16 protein-coding genes and 1 tRNA gene are annotated in these 17303 nt (G+C 61.8%); 8 read left to right on the plus strand and 9 right to left on the minus strand.

All coding sequences use genetic code 11. The annotated features are described in order from the left end of the window. Window positions 1–267 precede the first annotated feature (267 nt). The 3 genes from FHR27_RS05000 (at window position 268) to FHR27_RS05010 (ending at window position 2681) form a co-directional block, all read left to right on the plus strand. Window positions 268–888 (plus strand): glutathione S-transferase family protein, encoded by a 621-nt coding sequence (locus FHR27_RS05000; RefSeq protein WP_042556634.1) that lies wholly within the window; start codon window positions 268–270, stop codon window positions 886–888. A gap of 75 nt (window positions 889–963) precedes the next feature. Then, complete coding sequence (locus FHR27_RS05005) at window positions 964–1896, plus strand: ABC transporter ATP-binding protein (RefSeq protein WP_042556633.1); 933 nt, start codon at window positions 964–966, stop codon at window positions 1894–1896. Then, complete coding sequence (locus tag FHR27_RS05010) at window positions 1893–2681, plus strand: ABC transporter permease (RefSeq protein ID WP_179537978.1); 789 nt, start codon at window positions 1893–1895, stop codon at window positions 2679–2681. The genes FHR27_RS05005 and FHR27_RS05010 overlap by 4 nt, the downstream gene beginning before the upstream one ends. Window positions 2682–3199: 518 nt before the next feature. Here the strand turns inward: FHR27_RS05010 and FHR27_RS05015 are convergent. The 3 genes from FHR27_RS05015 to FHR27_RS05025 form a co-directional block, all read right to left on the minus strand. Beyond that, on the minus strand, window positions 3200–4171 hold the full coding sequence (locus FHR27_RS05015) for a magnesium and cobalt transport protein CorA (RefSeq protein ID WP_179537979.1): 972 nt from the start codon (window positions 4169–4171) through the stop codon (window positions 3200–3202). 64 nt (window positions 4172–4235) lie between these two features. Beyond that, complete coding sequence (locus FHR27_RS05020) at window positions 4236–4970, minus strand: lysophospholipid acyltransferase family protein (protein ID WP_179537980.1); 735 nt, start codon at window positions 4968–4970, stop codon at window positions 4236–4238. 129 nt (window positions 4971–5099) lie between these two features. Then, a complete protein-coding gene (locus FHR27_RS05025; protein ID WP_179537981.1) occupies window positions 5100–5789 on the minus strand; it encodes a crotonase/enoyl-CoA hydratase family protein in 690 nt (229 codons plus the stop codon). 344 nt (window positions 5790–6133) lie between these two features. Here FHR27_RS05025 and FHR27_RS05030 point away from each other — a divergent pair. Continuing rightward, window positions 6134–6223, plus strand: a tRNA-Ser gene (locus FHR27_RS05030). 334 nt (window positions 6224–6557) lie between these two features. On the opposite strand, the gene FHR27_RS05040 is transcribed toward FHR27_RS05030, so the two are convergent. Beyond that, on the minus strand, window positions 6558–6995 hold the full coding sequence (locus FHR27_RS05040; protein WP_042556126.1) for a hypothetical protein: 438 nt from the start codon (window positions 6993–6995) through the stop codon (window positions 6558–6560). A gap of 820 nt (window positions 6996–7815) precedes the next feature. On the opposite strand from FHR27_RS05040, the gene FHR27_RS05045 reads away from it, so the two are divergent. Genes FHR27_RS05045 through efp form a run of 3 tightly spaced genes read left to right on the plus strand, consistent with a single transcriptional unit; the run spans window position 7816 to window position 10941 of the window. Continuing rightward, the gene (locus FHR27_RS05045; RefSeq protein ID WP_042556125.1) at window positions 7816–9165 is read left to right on the plus strand and encodes an MFS transporter; all 1350 of its coding nucleotides are present in this window, start codon (window positions 7816–7818) and stop codon (window positions 9163–9165) included. A gap of 32 nt (window positions 9166–9197) precedes the next feature. After that, the gene (earP, locus tag FHR27_RS05050) at window positions 9198–10322 is read left to right on the plus strand and encodes an elongation factor P maturation arginine rhamnosyltransferase EarP (RefSeq protein WP_042556124.1); all 1125 of its coding nucleotides are present in this window, start codon (window positions 9198–9200) and stop codon (window positions 10320–10322) included. A gap of 46 nt (window positions 10323–10368) precedes the next feature. Next, the gene (efp, locus tag FHR27_RS05055; RefSeq protein ID WP_042556123.1) at window positions 10369–10941 is read left to right on the plus strand and encodes an elongation factor P; all 573 of its coding nucleotides are present in this window, start codon (window positions 10369–10371) and stop codon (window positions 10939–10941) included. Between the two features lie 99 nt (window positions 10942–11040). Here efp and FHR27_RS05060 read toward each other — a convergent pair whose 3' ends face one another. From FHR27_RS05060 to FHR27_RS05070, 3 genes are all read right to left on the minus strand, one after another. Next, on the minus strand, window positions 11041–11598 hold the full coding sequence (locus FHR27_RS05060) for a Smr/MutS family protein (RefSeq protein ID WP_042556122.1): 558 nt from the start codon (window positions 11596–11598) through the stop codon (window positions 11041–11043). 48 nt (window positions 11599–11646) lie between these two features. Further along, entirely contained in the window at window positions 11647–11970 is a 324-nt protein-coding gene (locus FHR27_RS05065; protein WP_042556121.1) for a hypothetical protein, read from the minus strand. A 96-nt stretch (window positions 11971–12066) separates the two neighbouring features. After that, a complete protein-coding gene (locus FHR27_RS05070) occupies window positions 12067–12666 on the minus strand; it encodes a cysteine hydrolase family protein (RefSeq protein ID WP_179537983.1) in 600 nt (199 codons plus the stop codon). A 225-nt stretch (window positions 12667–12891) separates the two neighbouring features. Here FHR27_RS05070 and prmB point away from each other — a divergent pair, with 225 nt between their 5' ends. Further along, window positions 12892–13818: a 50S ribosomal protein L3 N(5)-glutamine methyltransferase gene (gene prmB, locus FHR27_RS05075; RefSeq protein ID WP_444964375.1), complete on the plus strand. Its 927-nt coding sequence runs from the start codon at window positions 12892–12894 to the stop codon at window positions 13816–13818. Window positions 13819–14027: 209 nt separating this feature from the next. Here the strand turns inward: prmB and cobF are convergent, their stop codons facing one another. Together cobF and ggpS are read right to left on the minus strand one after the other, a co-directional pair. Beyond that, window positions 14028–14792 (minus strand): precorrin-6A synthase (deacetylating), encoded by a 765-nt coding sequence (cobF, locus tag FHR27_RS05080; RefSeq protein WP_042556119.1) that lies wholly within the window; start codon window positions 14790–14792, stop codon window positions 14028–14030. A gap of 155 nt (window positions 14793–14947) precedes the next feature. Beyond that, the gene (ggpS, locus tag FHR27_RS05085; protein WP_179537984.1) at window positions 14948–17206 is read right to left on the minus strand and encodes a glucosylglycerol-phosphate synthase; all 2259 of its coding nucleotides are present in this window, start codon (window positions 17204–17206) and stop codon (window positions 14948–14950) included. Window positions 17207–17303: the final 97 nt, after the last annotated feature.

Here is a 17303-nt window from a genome sequence, read left to right on the forward strand (position 1 = left end):
GCAAAGGCTGCCGACAGGGGCGTTACAGATCACTTCCGGGTGGTCACGACCTGCCGCGTTCACGATAGTGACCCCTACCGAGGCCGCGTAGTTCGGCTAACAAATTGCGTCTGCGGATGACCTGTTGGTCAGGTCATGAATGGCCCGTACTCGGGCTACATGAACGGGGTCGATATCCAACATCAGTATGTCTGGCTTTCTTCTTGCGGGCAGAGTGGTAGGGTTGTCAGCGTCTCGGCTGGCGGGATTCTGATAAGGACGATTGGCATGCTGAAAATATGGGGCCGCAAGAACTCCAGCAACGTGCGCAAGGTGCTGTGGTGTGCTGAAGAGGCCGGTGTCGGCTACCAGCGGCTGGATGCCGGTGGGGCGTTCGGCGTGGTCGATCAAGCGGAGTTTCTGGCGCGCAACCCGAATGGGCGGGTGCCTGTGCTCGAGGACGGTGACCTGGTGCTCTGGGAGTCCAACAGCATCGTGCGTTACCTGGCCGCGGCGTATGCGCCGGGCAGCCTCTATCGTGAAGATCCAGCCAGCCGGGCGCAGGGCGACAAGTGGATGGACTGGACCACGTCCACCTTTGCCGGTGAATTCCGCGATTTGTTCTGGGGCACCCTGCGTACCCCTGTGGAGCAGCGCGACGTGGCGGCGATCGACGCTGCCCGGCAACGCTGCATCGCGCTTCTGGCGTTGCCCGAGCGGGCACTGGGCGAGCATGACTACTTGTCCGGCGAGGCCTTCGGCATGGGCGACATCCCGCTCGGCAGCTTCATCTATGCCTGGTTCGAGATGCCCATCGAGCGACCGCCACAGCCCAATCTGCAAGCCTGGTATGCGCGGCTGCGCGAGCGACCCGCCTACCAGAGTGCGGTGATGACCGCCCTGACCTGATTGCACAATGTCGTTGCAATGCAGGTGCTTCACCCCCATCTAAACCCTGTCACTTTTCATGCGTGCGTATCCTTTATGAGTACTGCTCTGTCGATCCGACAGCTGACCAAAACCTATGGCAACGGCTTCCAGGCCTTGCACGGCCTCGATCTCGATGTGGCCGAAGGGGATTTCTTCGCCTTGCTTGGCCCTAATGGCGCTGGCAAATCCACCACCATCGGTATCCTCTCGACGCTGGTGAACAAGTCCAGCGGCACGGTCAACGTGTTCGGCCATGACCTGGACGCCCAGCCTGCCGCGCTCAAGCGCTGCATCGGCGTGGTGCCTCAGGAATTCAACTTCAACCAGTTCGAGAAGGTCTTCGACATCGTCGTGACCCAGGCTGGCTACTACGGCATTCCGGCGCGCCTTGCCAAGGAACGTGCCGAGCAATACCTCAACCAGCTGGGGCTGTGGGACAAGCGTGACGTGGCCTCGCGGGAGTTGTCCGGTGGCATGAAGCGCCGGCTGATGATCGCCCGCGCGCTGGTACATCAGCCGCGGCTGCTGATCCTCGACGAGCCGACCGCCGGTGTCGATATCGAACTGCGCCGCTCGATGTGGAGCTTCCTCACCGATCTCAACGAACAGGGCATCACCATCATCCTCACGACTCACTACCTGGAAGAGGCCGAGCAGTTGTGCCGCAACATCGGCATCATCGACCACGGGCGGATCGTCGAGAACACCAGCATGAAAGCGCTGCTGGGCAAGCTGCATGTCGAGACCTTCCTGCTGGACCTGAAGCACGACCTGACTGCCGTGCCCCAGCTTGTCGGCTATCCGGCCAAGCTGGTCGATCGTCACACGCTCGAAGTGCAAGTGGATAAAAGCCAGGGCGTCACCGAGCTGTTCCGCCAATTGTCGGCACACAACATCGAGGTGCTGAGCCTGCGTAACAAGAGCAACCGTCTGGAGGAGCTGTTCGTGTCACTGGTCGAGAAGAACCTGTCGAAGGTGGCCGTATGAATCGCGAGCAGTCCGAATTCAGCGCCAACATGGTGGCATTGCGTACCATCGTCTACCGCGAAGTTCGCCGCTTCATGCGTATCTGGCCGCAGACCCTGCTGCCGCCAGCGATCACCATGGTCCTGTACTTCGTGATCTTCGGGAACCTGATCGGTCGGCAGATCGGCGACATGGATGGCTTCACCTACATGGAGTACATCGTGCCGGGGCTGATCATGATGTCGGTGATCACCAACGCCTATGGCAACGTGGTGTCGAGTTTCTTCGGTAGCAAGTTCCAGCGCTCGGTGGAGGAGTTGATGGTCTCCCCGGTATCGCCGCACACCATCCTGATCGGCTACGTCACCGGCGGCGTGCTGCGCGGCCTGGCCGTGGGCGTGATCGTGACGATACTGTCGCTGTTCTTCACCCATCTGCAGGTGCATCACCTTGGGCTGACGGTGCTGGTGGTGTTGCTGACGGCGACCATCTTCTCCTTGGGTGGCTTCGTCAACGCGGTGTTCGCGCGCAACTTCGACGACATCTCGATCATCCCGACCTTCGTGCTGACGCCACTGACCTACCTGGGCGGCGTGTTCTACTCGATCAGCCTGCTGCCGCCGTTCTGGCAGACCGTGTCGATGGCCAACCCGGTGCTGCACATGGTCAACGCCTTCCGCTACGGCATTCTCGGCGTATCGGACATCCGTATAGGCACGGCAATCGGCTTCATGCTGGTCGCCACGGCAGTGCTCTACGTGCTGTGCGTCCGTTTGCTGGTCAGTGGGCGCGGCATGCGGCAGTGAGCATGTCGTCGGGCCCCTTGCTTGGCGTCAGGCCCGAAAATCGCCGGCAAGCCGGCTCCTACGCAGCAGCGCTGCCACCCATTCTGTAGGAGCCCGCTTGCGGGCGATGCGCTGGCGGCCATGACTCAGCAACGCGTCAGGCACGGGAATCGCCGGCAAGCCGGCTCCTACGCGACAGCGATGCCACCCATTCTGTAGGAGCCCGCTTGCGGGCGATGCGCTGGCGGCCATGACTCAGCAACGCGTCAGGCCCGGGAATCGCCGGCAAGCCGGCTCCTACGCGACAGCGATGCCAGCAATTCTGTAGGAGCCCGCTTGCGGGCGATGCGCTGGCGGCCATGACTCAGCAACGCGTCAGGCCCGGGAATCGCCGGCAAGCCGGCTCCTACGCGACAGCGATGCCACCCATTCCGTAGGAGCCCGCTTGCGGGCGATGGATGGCGGTTATGCCGCAACGTCAAACCGTGGCCGCCATTCTCCGGCATGTCGGCTCCTGCGGGGTTGGCTGCAGGGGCCATCTACAGCCAGCCGTAATGGCGGAAGCTGGCGTACAGGCCGACGCAGCCTGCGCCGATCACGCCCAGGACCGCGAAATAGCCGTACTGCCAGGTAAGCTCGGGCATGTTGTGGAAGTTCATGCCGTAGATGCCGGCCACGGCCGTGGGAAAGGCCAGTATGGCTGCCCAGGCGGCAAACTTGCGCTGTACCACGCTCTGTCGGGATGACTCCAGCAGCAGGCCGATCTCGATGGCGTGGTCGGCCATCTCGCGCAGGTTGGTGAGGTCTTCGAGCAGGCGATTGACGTGGATGGCGACGTCACGGAAGTACGGGCGCATGTTCTTGTCGATGAACGGGAAGTCCAGGCGCTGCAGTTCCTGGCATATCTCCGCCAGCGGACCGATGTTGCGGCGCAGGCGCAGCAGGTTGCGGCGCAGATGCTGAATGCGCACCACCTCGGCGTGGCTCATGGCGCATTCCAGCACGGCCTGCTCGAGCTGCTCCAGTTCGGCGTAGTAGATGTCCATCAGCGGTCGGTAATTTTCGATGATGAAGCTGAGCAGGGCGTAGAGTACGAAGTCTTCGCCGTGCTCGAGCAGCAGCGGCCGTGCCTCGCAGCGCTGGCGCACCCGGGAGTAGGTCGCGGACTCGCCATAGCGAGCGCTGATCACGTAGCCCTTGCCGGCGAACAACTGGGTTTCCACGAAGGTCAGTTCATCGCCGACCTGCACCGGTGAATAGAGCACCAGAAACAGCGCATCACCGAAGGTTTCGAGCTTGGGCCGAGTGTGCCGTTGCAGCGCGTCCTCCAGGGCCAGCTCATGGAGGTTGAACTGCCGCTGCAGGTTGCCGAGCTCTTCGCTACCGGGATCGTGCAGGCCTATCCACACGAAGTGCTCGGGTTTGTTGGCCCAGTCGCGTCCCTCGTCGAGATTGATATCGCTGACCTTGTGGCCCTTGCTGTAAACGGCTGCTGCGACGACTTCGCCCATGGTGTGCCCCGTGCGTTACCTGTTCGCGGCAGCTTACCTGCTTATCTCGCGTCGCTCAGCCCCTTTACGCCGGCGTCGACGTGCTCGCCAATTCGGCATCCATCGCATCGATGCAGGTCTGCATGCGCGAGCGGCACGTTTCGATCAGTTGCGGCAGGTCATCCATGCTCAGGCCGGCGGTGGGGATCTCCGGCAGTGAGCGGATCATCACCCGGCCGCTGTTCCAGGCATTGAGGCGCAGACTGCGTACGTAGCTGCTGGCACACACCGGGATGATCGGAACACCGGCGGCAACGGCCATCTGGAAGGCGCCTTTCTTGAACGGCAACATCTCGCCACCACCATTGCGGGTACCTTCCGGGAAGACCCAGATGGAAGTGTTCTCATGTTGCAGCGTATGGGTGGTCGCCAGCATCGAGCGCTTGGCCTTGCGTGCGTTGCCGCGGTCGATCAGTACATTGCCGGCCAGCCAGTACAGCTGGCCGAACAGGGGCACCCATTTGAGGCTCTTCTTGCCGATGCTTACCGTGCGTCGGGGCACCACGCAGCCGATGACATAAAGGTCGTAGTTGGACTGGTGGTTGGCGATGATCACGCAGGGGCGGTCATGTTCGGCCAGATTGCGCGTATCGGTCTGGACCTTGATGCGCAGCAGGCGCAGCGCCGGCAATGAATACAAGCGCGCGCACAGGCGGCTGTTGTCAGGGTGGAATGGGCGACACAGGCCCAGCAACAGCCCAAGAATGCCTGCGCCGATGAAATGCACGCCCATCATCAGCATGCGCAGTACGAAGAGCATGGTTGCGACCCACTCGAAAAAGGTCGCGCAGTGTAGGGGTGGCCCGGTTTTTGGGCAATTGCCAGGCCATTACCAGTGATTGCCGACGTTCAGGCATGCAGTTGATCGGGCGAAAGCATGCCTGAAGCCTTACAGGGCGTGCTGCTTGTCCAGTTCGATGGACTGGTCGAGGGTTTCCAGCAGCGCAGCGCGGACCTTGAGCTTGGTCTTGCGGTGGGCATTCATGTTGATCTTCTTGAACTGCGCAGCGACGGCCAGTGCAGTGACCACTAGTTGGTCGGCCGGTACCACCTTGTCGAGGAAGCCCGCATCTACTGCGCTTTGCGGATCGAACATCTCGCCATTGATCACCGAGCGGTGAAAGGCCGACTTGCGCAGGCGGTCGCGGGCCAGTTCGATGCCCACGTGGTGCATGGTCATGCCGATCTGCACTTCATTGAGGCCAATGCTGAAGGACCCCTCGACACCGATGCGGTAATCGCTGGAGAGCAGCAGAAACGCACCCTTGGCCACCGCATGGCCCGGGCAGGCGACGATGATCGGGTAGGGGTGAGCGAGCATGCGCCGCGCCAGGGTCGAACCCGCGGCTACCAGGTCGATGGCATTCTGCGGGCCGGAGGTCATCACCTTGAGGTCATAACCGCCGGAGAGAATCCCCGGCTGTCCGGTCAGGATCACGATGGCCTTGTCCTGGGTAGCGCGATCCAGGGCCTCATTGAACGCCTCGATCACCGCAGGGGAAATGGCATTCACCTTGCCGTTGTTCAGGGTCAGGGTGGCGATGCCGTCATCGAGTTGGTAGCTGATCAGGTCGCTCATGGTCGACTCCTTGTTCTGGATATGCGGCTGACGTTACCCATCGGACGAGGTCAGGTAAAGCACGAAGGGTGACTGTAGAGTCAGGCTTCAGCCTTGGCGAATGCAGGACTCCGTCCCAGCGTGGCGCCGATGAGGGATCGGACGGATTGGCATTGCCGTCACTCCCCAGCGTGCCCGCTACTACGGCTGGCTGATTCGGCAGGAGTCCGTCGCGCGTGCCCAGGCGGGCGGCCGCTATACCTCGCCATGGCTTAAATGCATGAATCTTCTGAAAAAAGTTTGCCTTTGGGAAAACCTTCGATTACATTAGCGCGCCTCGACAGACAGCATGTCTGGCGAGATCCGGTGAAGTGTCCGAGCGGTTGAAGGAGCACGCCTGGAAAGTGTGTATACGAGAAATCGTATCAAGGGTTCGAATCCCTTCTTCACCGCCACTTTCGAAATACCTGAAGCCCTGAAAACGTCACCGTTTTCGGGGCTTTTTGCATTCTGGGTCAGGTAACCGTCAAAGCAGTGTCGAAAGCGCTCTATTCGCAGTGAGTCCAGAGCCGCAGCACCTTGATCACGTGCTCATCCTGCGGCACCTGGTAGGCGAGGCGGTGCTGGACGTTGCTGCGCCGCGAGCATGCGCCGTTCAGGTCCTCTGCGAGCTTTTCGTAAGGGGGAGCGGGAGGGGAGGAGACGCCGCACTCGTCCAGCAAGGCTTCAGTCCTGCCCTTCAAGCTGCAGCAGAAGGCTCCTTGGCGTTTTCTTCAGCTTCCTAAGGCCTCATACCACTTTCGACCTGGGGTAGCTCTTCTGGTAGCGCGTCAGTTCGTCTTTGCCTGGCTCGCGGTAAGGCGTGCCCGGGCCGTCATTGGCGATGAAGAACGTGTCCGATGAAGAATGCTTTGCCGCTGCCTTGGAAACCGTATCGAGCGGAGTCCAGGGCAATACGACTGAACCCTTTTTGAAAGAGGTGCAGCCGTTGATCGAAGCGAGATAGAGGGTTTTTTCCGGCGCGCCAGGTGTGGTCACCGTCACTTCACGCTCTTCGAGCAGCCGTTTGGCAAGCGCCGCACCAAGCAGTCTTGCAATGGGCACGGTGAGGTTATCGATGTTGCCAGGAACCGCCACCAGCACGTCGTCATTCTTGTTCATGGCTAGGCGCAGAACCCGGGCGAATTCGTCTGCGAAAATGCCGTGTTTGATCGTGTGATACATCATGATCCGCATCCTTACGTTGATGTTTGAGCACTCAGGCTAGAGCAGGATTGCTGGCGCTTCAAATAGATTGGCGTGTATCGACCCTCGCGAGCTCGTACGCAGGCAACAGCCATGGTTAGCTGCGACGAGCGGTTCGCCGCAGAATTGGAGCGAGCTCAGTCGTGCTGCTTTTTGGAGAATAGCTGCTAAAGCTACTGCCTTCCCGGATGCAGCAAGTTTTGTTCCAGGAAATGCAGGGGTGGCGCATGGTCGGCTGCTGCGGCAGCCTTTGCCGTGTGCGTCGATGGCGGGTGTGAGCAGGCGGGATGAAGCGAGCAATAGCCGAAGCATGGCCGTTCCTTGGCTGGTGTTATGGCAATAAGCTACTACCAACGTGACTAGTCTGGATAGCTGGGCTTTCATACAGCCGACCGTTGGTAACTGCGCGGGCGACTGGGTAAAGGGAAATACGCCAATGGCCAGGACGATCTTGTCCGTTTCAGGGCGCTGCTGTATCGTCCGCGCCCTGCCATGATGCGGCCTGTGGCAAGCTGAAAGAGCGGGGCGGCGTTCGAGCCCCGTCTTCACAGCCACTTTCGAACAACACCAAAAAAGCCGAAAACCGACCGGTTTTCGCTGGCTTTGGGCTTCTGGTGTCCGGCTTTCTGCGGCGCCAACCCTCTCCGAGCATCCAGCACTCAGCCGAGCACAGCTCGCAGGCGAGAGTCTGCGCCTCTGCGCTTCAGGTTTCGATTGCTGCCTGTGCAACGGCACGGCACTTCCAGTTTCAGTCACCTGCCCATGGCGGGGGCGGACTCCTATCATCGTTTCTGAGGTTTTTATGTCGCAACTGCTTGGCATGGCGCTGGGGCCCTTGCTCGGTTTATTCATCATCAGTATCGGTAATGGCTTTATTTCCTCACTGACCACGCTGCGTCTGGATGCGGCCGGGGTGTCGGCGACGGTGATCGGCATCGTGTCCGCGTCGTACTTCATCGGCCTGACCCTGGGCGCGCTGTTCAACGACCGTTTGATCCTGCGCATCGGTCATATCCGTGCCTACAGCAGCTTCGCGTCGCTGACCGCAGTCAGCGTGCTTCTGCAGGGTTTGTTCTTCGATCCCTGGGCCTGGTTCGTCTTCCGGCTGATCGCCGGTTGGTCGATTCTCGGCGTATTTCTGGTGGTGGAGAGCTGGATGCTTCTGGCTGGCGATCAGAAGGTGCGCGGCCGCCTGCTGGCGTTGTACATGATGGCGTTGTACGGCTCGGGCATGCTCGGGCAGTTGCAGCTCGGTGCCATCGACGCCTGGGGGGAGACCGCTCCCTTTATGGTGGCGGGGTTGCTGGCCTCGTTGTCGGTATTGCCGATGGGCATCATTCCTCGGGTGACCCCGCTGGTCGAGAAGGTCGAGCCGCTGTTGCCGCAGCAACTGATCCGCATGACACCGACCGGGGTGATCGGCTGCTTCGGCTCGGGTATCGCCATCGCCGCCGTGTATTCACTGCTGCCGCTGTATCTGCAACGCGTGGGCATGAGCGTCAGCGAAGTCGGCCAGATGATGGCCAGCGTGATTCTCGGCGCCATGCTGCTGCAGTACCCGGTGGGGCGCTGGTCGGACCAGTACGATCGTCAGGTGGTGCTGATCGCGTTGAGCATCTTCTGCCTGGCGATCTCCGTGGCCATCATGGTGTTGCCATCCTCGCCGCTGTTGCTGATGGTTCTGCTCTTCCTGCTCGGCGGTGGGGTGTTCGCCGTCTATCCGGTGGCGGTCAGCCACGCAGCGGATCGGGCACCTGCCGGTGCTCTGGTGCGCATGGTCCAGGGCTTGCTGTTGATCAACTCGCTCGGTTCGGCGATCAGCCCGCTAATGATTTCACCCCTGATGGAGCGTGATGGCGATGCCGGGCTGTTCATGGCATTCAGCCTGCTCAATGGTTGCCTGGTGGTGCTGTTCTTCTGGCGTCGCAAATTGCGTCCGGCGCCACAGCCTGTGGCACCATTCGAGCCGGCGACCCCTGCCTCGATGGTGGGGGCCGAGCTGCGGGTGACCGAAGACCTGGTGCAGGGCGCGCTCGAACACGAGCGCATGGAGGATCTCTCCGACGTGGTACCCGGTGTCGAGGTCGCCGAGCCCGTGGGCGATCCATCCCAGGGCGATCAGGTACGCAGCGGTGGTGGGCTTCAGGCCTGAAATGATCGAGGCCCAATGAAGGAAGTGCTGCGATGAAGTGGGACATTTTCTGCCGCGTCGTCGATAACTATGGCGATATCGGCGTGACCTGGCGACTGGCGCGGCAACTGGTGGCCGAGCACGGCGCCGAGGTACGTCTGTGGGTCGATGATCTGGTGGCGCTGACGCGGATCTGCCCAGAGGCGGATGCCGAGTTGGCGGTGCAGCGCCTGAGTGGCGTCGAGGTATGTCACTGGGCGCTGGCCTGGCAGTCGATCGAGCCAGCCGATGTGGTGATCGAGGCGTTCGCCTGCGAGTTGCCGGCCGATTACGTCGCGGCGATGGCGGCAAGCCCCACTGCCATCCTCTGGCTGAACCTGGAATACCTGAGCGCCGAAAACTGGGTCGAGGGTTGCCACGGGCTGCCTTCGATGCAAGGCAATGGCTTGCAGAAATTCTTCTTCTTCCCCGGTTTCACCGCGGGCACCGGTGGGTTGCTGCGTGAAGGCGATCTGCTGGGCGCCCGTGACGCGCTGCAGGAGGACGCTGACGCCCGTCAGCGTCTGCTCGAGTCGATGGGCGTGCGACCCGCTGCTGGTGCGCGTCTGATCTCCCTGTTCGCCTACGAAAACGCTGCACTATCCGGCTGGCTGGATGCCCTGGCGAGCGATGCCTCGCCCAGCCATTTGCTGGTGCCCGAGGGGCGGATTCTCGTTGACCTGCAGCACTGGCTGGGTCAGCCCATCGAAGCAGGCACGCTGGCCGAGCGGGGAGTACTGAGCGTGCAGGTGCTGCCCTTCATGCAGCAGGATCAGTACGACGCGCTGCTCTGGTGCTGCGACCTGAATCTGGTGCGCGGCGAGGATTCCTTCGTGCGCGCGCAGTGGGCCGGGCGGCCGCTGGTCTGGCACATCTACCCCCAGCAGGAGGGCGCGCACTGGGACAAACTGGAGGCGTTCATGACGTTGTACTGCCAAGACCTTTCAGCCGAGGCCAGCGCGGCGCTGCAGGGCCTGTGGCGCGCCTGGAATGGCAGCGAGCCCATGGCGCAGGGCTGGAGCGCATGGCTGCAGTGCCGCGATGAGCTGACTGCCCATGCCCAGGCCTGGGCGAAGCGCCAGGCGGTACGTGCAGATCTTGCCGCAGCGCTGGTGCAGTTTTACCGAAATTGGCTATGATACGCGGCCTCGAATTTTGTAAATCCATTCAGATCCGGATATTCGTATGAAAACCGCACAAGAAATGAAGCCTAACAGCGTGGCCCTGATCGATGGCCAGCCATGGCTGATCCAGAAGGCCGAGTTCACCAAGTCCGGTCGTAACAGCGCCATCGTGAAGATGAAGCTGAAGAACCTGATGAACGGCTCGAAGACCGAAACCGTCTACAAAGCCGACGACAAGATGGAACCGGTCATCCTTGAGCGCAAGGAAGTGAACCTGTCTTACATCAGTGGCGACGACTACGTTTTCATGGATCCGGAATACAACTCCTACGAGCTGCGTGCCGAAGATCTGGAAAGCGTTCTGCCATTCATCGAAGAAGGCATGAACGACGTCTGTGAAGCCGTGTTCTTCGAAGGCAAGGTCATCTCCGTCGACCTGCCGACCACCATCGTGCGTCAGTTGGCCTACACCGAAGGTTCCGCCCGTGGCGACACCTCCGGCAAGGTGATGAAGCCTGCCAAACTGAACAACGGTACCGAAGTGAAAGTGGCTGATTTCTGCGAAATCGGTGACTGGATCGAGATCGACACCCGCACCGGCGAATACAAGTCCCGCGCCAAGGCGCCGGTCTGATCGTCAGGTTAGCTGTGTGTTGAAAACCCGGCCTTCGAGCCGGGTTTTTTACATCTGTGATTCAAGGGGAGTGCGCGTCGGGCTGCCGAGCGCGGCGGATCACTCGTCGCGGCCGTCCATCATGGTGCGTTTGAGTATCACGTAAACCGCACCGGTGCCGCCGTGTTTGGCGACGCATGAGGTAAAGCCAAGCACCTGCGGGTGCTGGCGCAGCCAGGTGTTCACGTGGCTCTTGATCATCGGTTTGCGGCCGTCGGTGCGTACCGCCTTGCCGTGTGTCACGCGCACGCAGCGAACTTCCAGCCTGGTGGCCTCGGCGAGGAACTCCCAGAGGGTGTCGCGGGCCTTTTCCACGTTCATGCCGTGCAGGTCGAGGCTGCCGTCGAAGGGGATCTGGCCGAGCTTGAGCTTGCGCATCTGGCCGTCCTGCACGCCATTGCCGACCCAATACAGGGCGTCTTCGGCGCCGACGTCGATGACGAACTGATCGGAGAGGCCGTCGACCTTGATGGTGTCGGTGCGCAATGTGGCAGCCTGGCGCAGGGTAGCCAGGCGAGCACGGTCGCTCTTCGGCTTGCCGGTGTCGGCACGATCATGCTTGATCGGCTTCACGCCTTGCAGCTGTGCCTTGAACAGGGAAAGGTCATCGTCTTGCATTGGAGCCTCCGCAGGGGGCGACAAGTTTACCAAGCGGAGAAGGGCGGGTCAGTCGCGTTTCTTCATCAGGTGCGGAGACATGGCCAGGTCGGCCCTGCGCTGGCGCATGCGACGTCGGCATTTGCGCCAGCCCACCACGCCCCCGCAAAGCAGTACCAGACCAAGCATCAGCAGAACGCCCGCATCGCTGGTGGAATCGTTCAGATTGCCAAGTGCAGGTGGTCTGCCCAATAACGTTGCAGTACCCGCCATGGCCAGCAGAATACCGAATGTCGCGAACAGCGCCGCCAGGGCGGCGGCAACGCGCAGTCGCCAGTGGCCCGATCCTCTCGGGCGTAGGCGTCGGGCATCGAAACCGTCTGATTGCTTCATGGGGCGACATTTCCTCGAAGGATCTTTTCGCTATGACTGGCAGGAACGAAGCGGGTTCAAACCAATGCGGCGCCTGGCGCCGCATTGGCAGCGGAGTTACAGCAGCGCGCTGGCGTCCGGAACCCAGGCCGCGAAGTTGTCTGCCAGGGCGATCATCTCGAAGCGGTGCATCTCGGCGGCGCTGATCACCTTGCCATCCGGCGTTGGCAGATCGCGGGTGGCACAGGCGGCGTCGACCACGGTACAGCGATAGCCGTAATCCTTGGTAGCGCGAATGGTGGTGCTGATACTGGAGTGAGTCATGAACCCGCAGACGATCAGGTCGAGGTGCCCCAGAGACTGCAGCTTCTCGTGCAGGTCGGTACCGGAAAAGGCGTTCGGCATGCGTTTCTCTACGACGATTTCGCCCGGCAGTGGTGCCACTTCCGGGAGGTGCTCGCCACGTGGGCCGCGGGGGTCGAGCAGGCCGCCAGGGATACCCAGGTGCTTGACGTGAACGATGGCGCCACCCTGGGCGCGAACGGCATCCAGCAGCTTGGCGATTTCCGCCAGGGCTGCATCCAGGCCAGGCAACTGCACCACACCACTGCGATATTCTTCCTGGGCATCGATGACCAGCAGAGTCGCATTGCTCAGGTTGGCAGGCGCGTGGCCACGACCAGTGAGCTGATAGAACGTTTGCGGGTGGGACGACATGTACGACTCCTTGCTGGCGCGGTTAACGGTGCATATTGTCCGCCTCTATGGCGCTGCTGTGAACCTCTCTGTTGGTTGTATTGCAGCGTAGCGGTCTCGGTAGCCCAAGTGAATCGTTTCAGCTTGCGGGCTCCGTTAGGCGCTGGCCCACCCAACAGGTGGCTGGCAGCGCTGGATTGCCGGGGTAGGCCTGCTAAACTAACGCCTTTTGCCCGGAGCCAAGTTGTGACCGATGCCCGCCCAGCCCTGAACACCCGCCTGCGCACCTTGCGCGATTACATCCGCTGGGCCGTGAGCCGCTTTCAGGCAGAGGAGCTGTTCTTCGGCCATGGCACCGACAACGCCTGGGACGAGGCACGGCAACTGGTGCTCGGCGCCCTGCATCTGCCCTGGGAAATCGCCGACAGCTATCTCGATTGCCGCCTTGAAGAAGACGAGCAGCAACATCTGCACGCCTTGCTGCAGCGCCGCATCGCTGACCGTGTACCCACCGCCTACCTGCTCGGCGAGGCGTGGTTCTGCGGTTTGCCCTTCATCGTCGACGAGCGTGTGCTGGTGCCGCGCTCGCCGATCGCCGAGCTGATCGAGCAGCGTTTCAGCCCCTGGCTGTCCGCAGAGCCGGCGCGGATTCTCGACCTGTGCACCGGTTCGGGCTGCATCGGCATTGCTTGCGCTTATGAATTCCTCGACGCCGAAGTGGTGCTCGGTGACCTGTCCTACGAGGCATTGGAAGTGGCCAACCGCAATATCGAGCGCCATGGCCTCGATGAGCGGGTGTATACCGTGCAGGGTGACGGTTTCGCTGGTCTGCCAGGGCAGCGCTTCGATCTGATCGTTTCCAACCCGCCCTATGTGGATGCCGAAGATTTCGCCGACATGCCCGCCGAGTATCAGCACGAGCCGGAAATGGGCCTGGCCTGCGGCGATGATGGGCTGGATCTGGTGCGCCGCATGCTGGCCGAAGCGGCCGATCACCTGACTGACAAAGGTCTGCTGATCGTCGAGGTGGGCAACAGCCAGGTGCACGTCGAGGCGTTGTATCCCGAAGTGGATTTCGCCTGGCTGGATTTCGCCCGCGGTGGCCACGGCGTGTTCATGTTGTCGGCCGAGCAGTGTCGCGAACATCAGGCGCTGTTTCGCGAGCGCTGCTGAGGCGACATTACGATCCGTTAGCTCGAGTCACGGGCCCGCTATGTGACGTAAGCGATCGTAAGGCCACTGCCTGTGAGAGCGGGCCATGCCCGCGAAAGATCACGGGCATGGCCCGTTCCCACAATGAATCGTCAGGCGCTTGCAGTCGAACGCTCAGGTAATGCACGGCAGGTCATGAATGGGCCGCGGTCGGAGTCCGTGAGTCTGGCTCAGGCCTCGCGGCCACCGCGGCGCAGTAAGTAGCTGTCCATGATCCAGCCATTGGCCTGGCGTGCGGCAGCGCGGGTCGTGACGATTTGCTCGGCCACTTCGGCCAGCTTTCCTGAGATAAGAATCTCGTCCGGCGTGCCGACGTAGGCGCCCCAGTAGATATGCAGATCTTCGCCCACCACATGGCGATAGCTGTCCTGCGCATCGAGCATCACCACCACGCTGTCCACGCCCTCTGGCCAGCCTTCGCGCAGGCGGCGGCCGGTGGTGATCTGCACGGCACGGCCGATCTGGTTCAGCGCAATGCGGTGGCGCGCGGTAAGCGCCTGGACGCTGGTGATACCGGGGATCACCTCATAGTCGAGCGGCATGCCACTGGCGATAACGCCGTCGAGAATGCGTATGGTGCTGTCGTACAGTGACGGGTCGCCCCAGACTAGAAAGGCACCGGTTTCGCCCTCCTGCAACTGCTCGAGCAATTGCTCGAACACGGCCTGCTTGTCGCGATTGAGACTGTCGATGCTGGCTTCATAGTTGGCTACATCGCGTTCGCGTTCCGGATTGGTCGCTTCGAGGATTCGATAATTGCGACCAGGCTCGATATAGCGATCGAGGATCAAGCGGCGCAGGGCGATCAGTTTGTCCTTGGCTTCACCCTTGTCGAGGATGAAGAACACGTCGGCACGATTGAGCGCCTTGATCGCTTGCGTGGTGAGGTAGTCAGGGTCACCGGCGCCGATGCCGATGATCAGGATGTCTTTCATGCTGCGCGTCTCGTACTTGCAATGACGCGCAGCATATCAGTTGCAGACCGCAGAGCAGGGTAGAACACCACTTGTGGGAGCGGGCGGGGACGCTCAGTCCATGCCCACGAAGCTGTCGCGGGCATGGCCCGCTCCCACAGATCTATTAACTTGGCTCAGCCTGCCGCCAGCTTCAGTACCGTCTCTTCCTCCGGCTCGGCGACGCCGGCCAGGAACTCGTCACCCCAGCGGCGAATATCGTTGTAGTTGACGATATCGAACAGCTCGCGCATCCGTGCACGGGCTTCGGACTTGGGCATGTTCAACGCCAGGTAGCAGGTGTGCGCCAGGTCAGCGGTATCGTGGGGGTTGGTCAGCAGCGCGCCCTTGAGCTCCGCTGCAGCACCCGCGAATTCCGAAAGCGCCAGCACGCCCTGGCCTTCGAGCAGGCCCTGGGTGGCGACGAACTCCTTGGCCACCAGGTTGAGGCCGTCGCGCAGCGGCGTGATCCACATGACATCGGCCATGGCGTACCAGGCCACCACTTCGTCGAACGGAAAGCTGCGGAAGAAGAACTGCACGGGCGTCCAGCCAATGCGGGCGAAGCGACCGTTGATGCGCCCCACGGCTTGTTCGATCTGCGATTGCAGCTCGTCGTAGATGGTCATTTCGCGGGCCGCCGGCACGCAGATGCTGACCAGGGTGATTTTCTTGTGCAGCTCCGGGTTGTCGGCCAGCAGGCGCTCGTAAGCCTGAAGTTTTTCGAGGATGCCCTTGGTGTAGTCAAGGCGTTCCACCGAGAGAATCAGCCTGATACCGCGCAGCTCGTCACGCAGTTGGCTCATCTGCTCGCGGGTCTTGTCCTGGGCAAGGGCGTTGCGCACGCGGTCGATATCGAGGCCAACCGGATGGGCACCAAGCTTGACCACGCGGCTGCCGGTGTCCACGGCGGTGGTCATGCGCTCCAGGCCCACGGCGCAGCCATAGGTGACGAAACGCGGTGCGCAGTTCTGTCGACTGACGGTTTGCAGCGGCGTGACGCCACGGGCCACGTCGACGAAGTTCTCCACCTGACGCGGGATATGGAAACCGATGTAGTCGCATTGCAGAAGGCTGCCGATGATCTGCCGGCGCCACGGCAGTACGTTGAATACGTCGGCCGATGGGAAGTAGGTGTGGTGAAAGAAAGCGATGCGCAGGTCCGGGCGCAGTTCGCGCAGGTAGCCCGGCACCATCCACAGGTTGTAGTCGTGCAGCCAGACGATGGCGCCTTCCGCGGCTTCCTTGGCGGTGCGCTCGGCGAAGGCACGGTTGACCTTGAGAAACACCTGCCAGTCATCCTCGTCGAAGCGTGCGCGCTCCCAGAAGGTGTGCAGGGTCGGCCAGAAGGCTTCCTTGGAGAAGCGCTTGTAGAAGATGTCGACTTCTTCCTTGCTCAGTGCCACCCGCGCGGCGGTGAGTTTCGGGTAGCGCTCGGCATCCACGGTGGTATGGGTTTCGAATGGCTCGTCGCCTTTCTCGTCGACCGCCCAGGCGACCCATGAGCCAGGGCGCGAATCACCGAAGAAACTCATCAGGGTCGGAATGATGCCGTTGGGCGAGGTTGGGCGACGGCGCTGCACCTTGCCGTCCACGCGGTGTTCTTCGTAGGGCAGGCGGTGATAGACCATCACCAGCTCGGCACGGCCCGGCTTGGTCGCCGTGCGCTTCTCCGCGGCTATGCCATGTTCACCGAGAAAGCCGAAATGCACGAAGGCCTGCAAGATACCGCCGCAGCCAGGGCGATCGGCCTGCAGGATCCACGACTGGTGCTCGGTCGCCTTGATCAGGTTCGGCTCGGACTCGCCAACGCAGACGCCCTTGTAGGTACCGTCGAGCATGTTCAGGTCATTGAGGGTATCGCCACAGGCCAGCACCTGACCGGCGTCGATTCCCAGCCAGTCGACCAACGCCTTGAGGCTGGTGCCCTTGTTGATGCCCTTGGGCAGAAAGTCGAGGTAGCGATCCGCGGAGTAGAGCAGATCGCAACCTAGCGTTTCTGCGACCTTGGCCAGGACCGGGTCGGCAGCCTGTTCGGGCGTGCAGAAATAGGAGCAACGGCGTGCCTGGGGGACGTCCTGGCGCTCCAGGCCGAAGCCTTCCACGGCCTGGGCTACCTGGCTTTCACCCGGCCAGCGAGCATCGACCTGGCTCTGCAGCAGTTGGATCGGTTGCAGGGTGTCGCCATGCACGAAGGTGGCGCCGACGTCGGCGATGATGAAGTCCGGTTGTGGCAAGGTCGGGTCGGCCAGCAGCGGCAATACCGCTTCGAGGCTGCGGCCGGTGACGTAGGCCAGCTGAATTTCCGGGTGGGCGGCGATGGTCTGGTAAAGGCTGAGACGATCCTCGGGATCGCCAGCGAGAAAGGTTCCATCAAGATCGGTTGCAAGTAGCATGCGCTGTCTCCCTGTCCATGAGTGGTGCAGTGACGCGCCGACATCAGCCGACGAGCAAAGCGGGTGCCTTTAGGCACCTCTGTTCTGTAGGCGTCGT

The sequence above is a fragment of the Pseudomonas flavescens genome (assembly GCF_013408425.1).
GTDB lineage: Bacteria > Pseudomonadota > Gammaproteobacteria > Pseudomonadales > Pseudomonadaceae > Aquipseudomonas > Aquipseudomonas fulva_A.

Bases quoted from the DNA above. Each gene is read 5' to 3' on its own strand.
- cobF (WP_042556119.1), bottom strand. From the start codon at position 14,792: ATGAAAGACATCCTGATCATCGGCATCGGCGCCGGTGACCCTGACTAC.
- FHR27_RS05025 (WP_179537981.1), bottom strand. From the start codon at position 5,789: ATGAGCGACCTGATCAGCTACCAACTCGATGACGGCATCGCCACCCTG.
- FHR27_RS05070 (WP_179537983.1), bottom strand. From the start codon at position 12,666: ATGTCGTCCCACCCGCAAACGTTCTATCAGCTCACTGGTCGTGGCCAC.
- FHR27_RS05020 (WP_179537980.1), bottom strand. From the start codon at position 4,970: ATGCTCTTCGTACTGCGCATGCTGATGATGGGCGTGCATTTCATCGGC.
- efp (WP_042556123.1), top strand. From the start codon at position 10,369: ATGAAAACCGCACAAGAAATGAAGCCTAACAGCGTGGCCCTGATCGAT.
- FHR27_RS05010 (WP_179537978.1), top strand. From the start codon at position 1,893: ATGAATCGCGAGCAGTCCGAATTCAGCGCCAACATGGTGGCATTGCGT.
- FHR27_RS05040 (WP_042556126.1), bottom strand. From the start codon at position 6,995: ATGATGTATCACACGATCAAACACGGCATTTTCGCAGACGAATTCGCC.
- FHR27_RS05065 (WP_042556121.1), bottom strand. From the start codon at position 11,970: ATGAAGCAATCAGACGGTTTCGATGCCCGACGCCTACGCCCGAGAGGA.
- ggpS (WP_179537984.1), bottom strand. From the start codon at position 17,206: ATGCTACTTGCAACCGATCTTGATGGAACCTTTCTCGCTGGCGATCCC.
- FHR27_RS05000 (WP_042556634.1), top strand. From the start codon at position 268: ATGCTGAAAATATGGGGCCGCAAGAACTCCAGCAACGTGCGCAAGGTG.
- FHR27_RS05015 (WP_179537979.1), bottom strand. From the start codon at position 4,171: ATGGGCGAAGTCGTCGCAGCAGCCGTTTACAGCAAGGGCCACAAGGTC.
- FHR27_RS05045 (WP_042556125.1), top strand. From the start codon at position 7,816: ATGTCGCAACTGCTTGGCATGGCGCTGGGGCCCTTGCTCGGTTTATTC.
- FHR27_RS05060 (WP_042556122.1), bottom strand. From the start codon at position 11,598: ATGCAAGACGATGACCTTTCCCTGTTCAAGGCACAGCTGCAAGGCGTG.
- FHR27_RS05005 (WP_042556633.1), top strand. From the start codon at position 964: ATGAGTACTGCTCTGTCGATCCGACAGCTGACCAAAACCTATGGCAAC.
- earP (WP_042556124.1), top strand. From the start codon at position 9,198: ATGAAGTGGGACATTTTCTGCCGCGTCGTCGATAACTATGGCGATATC.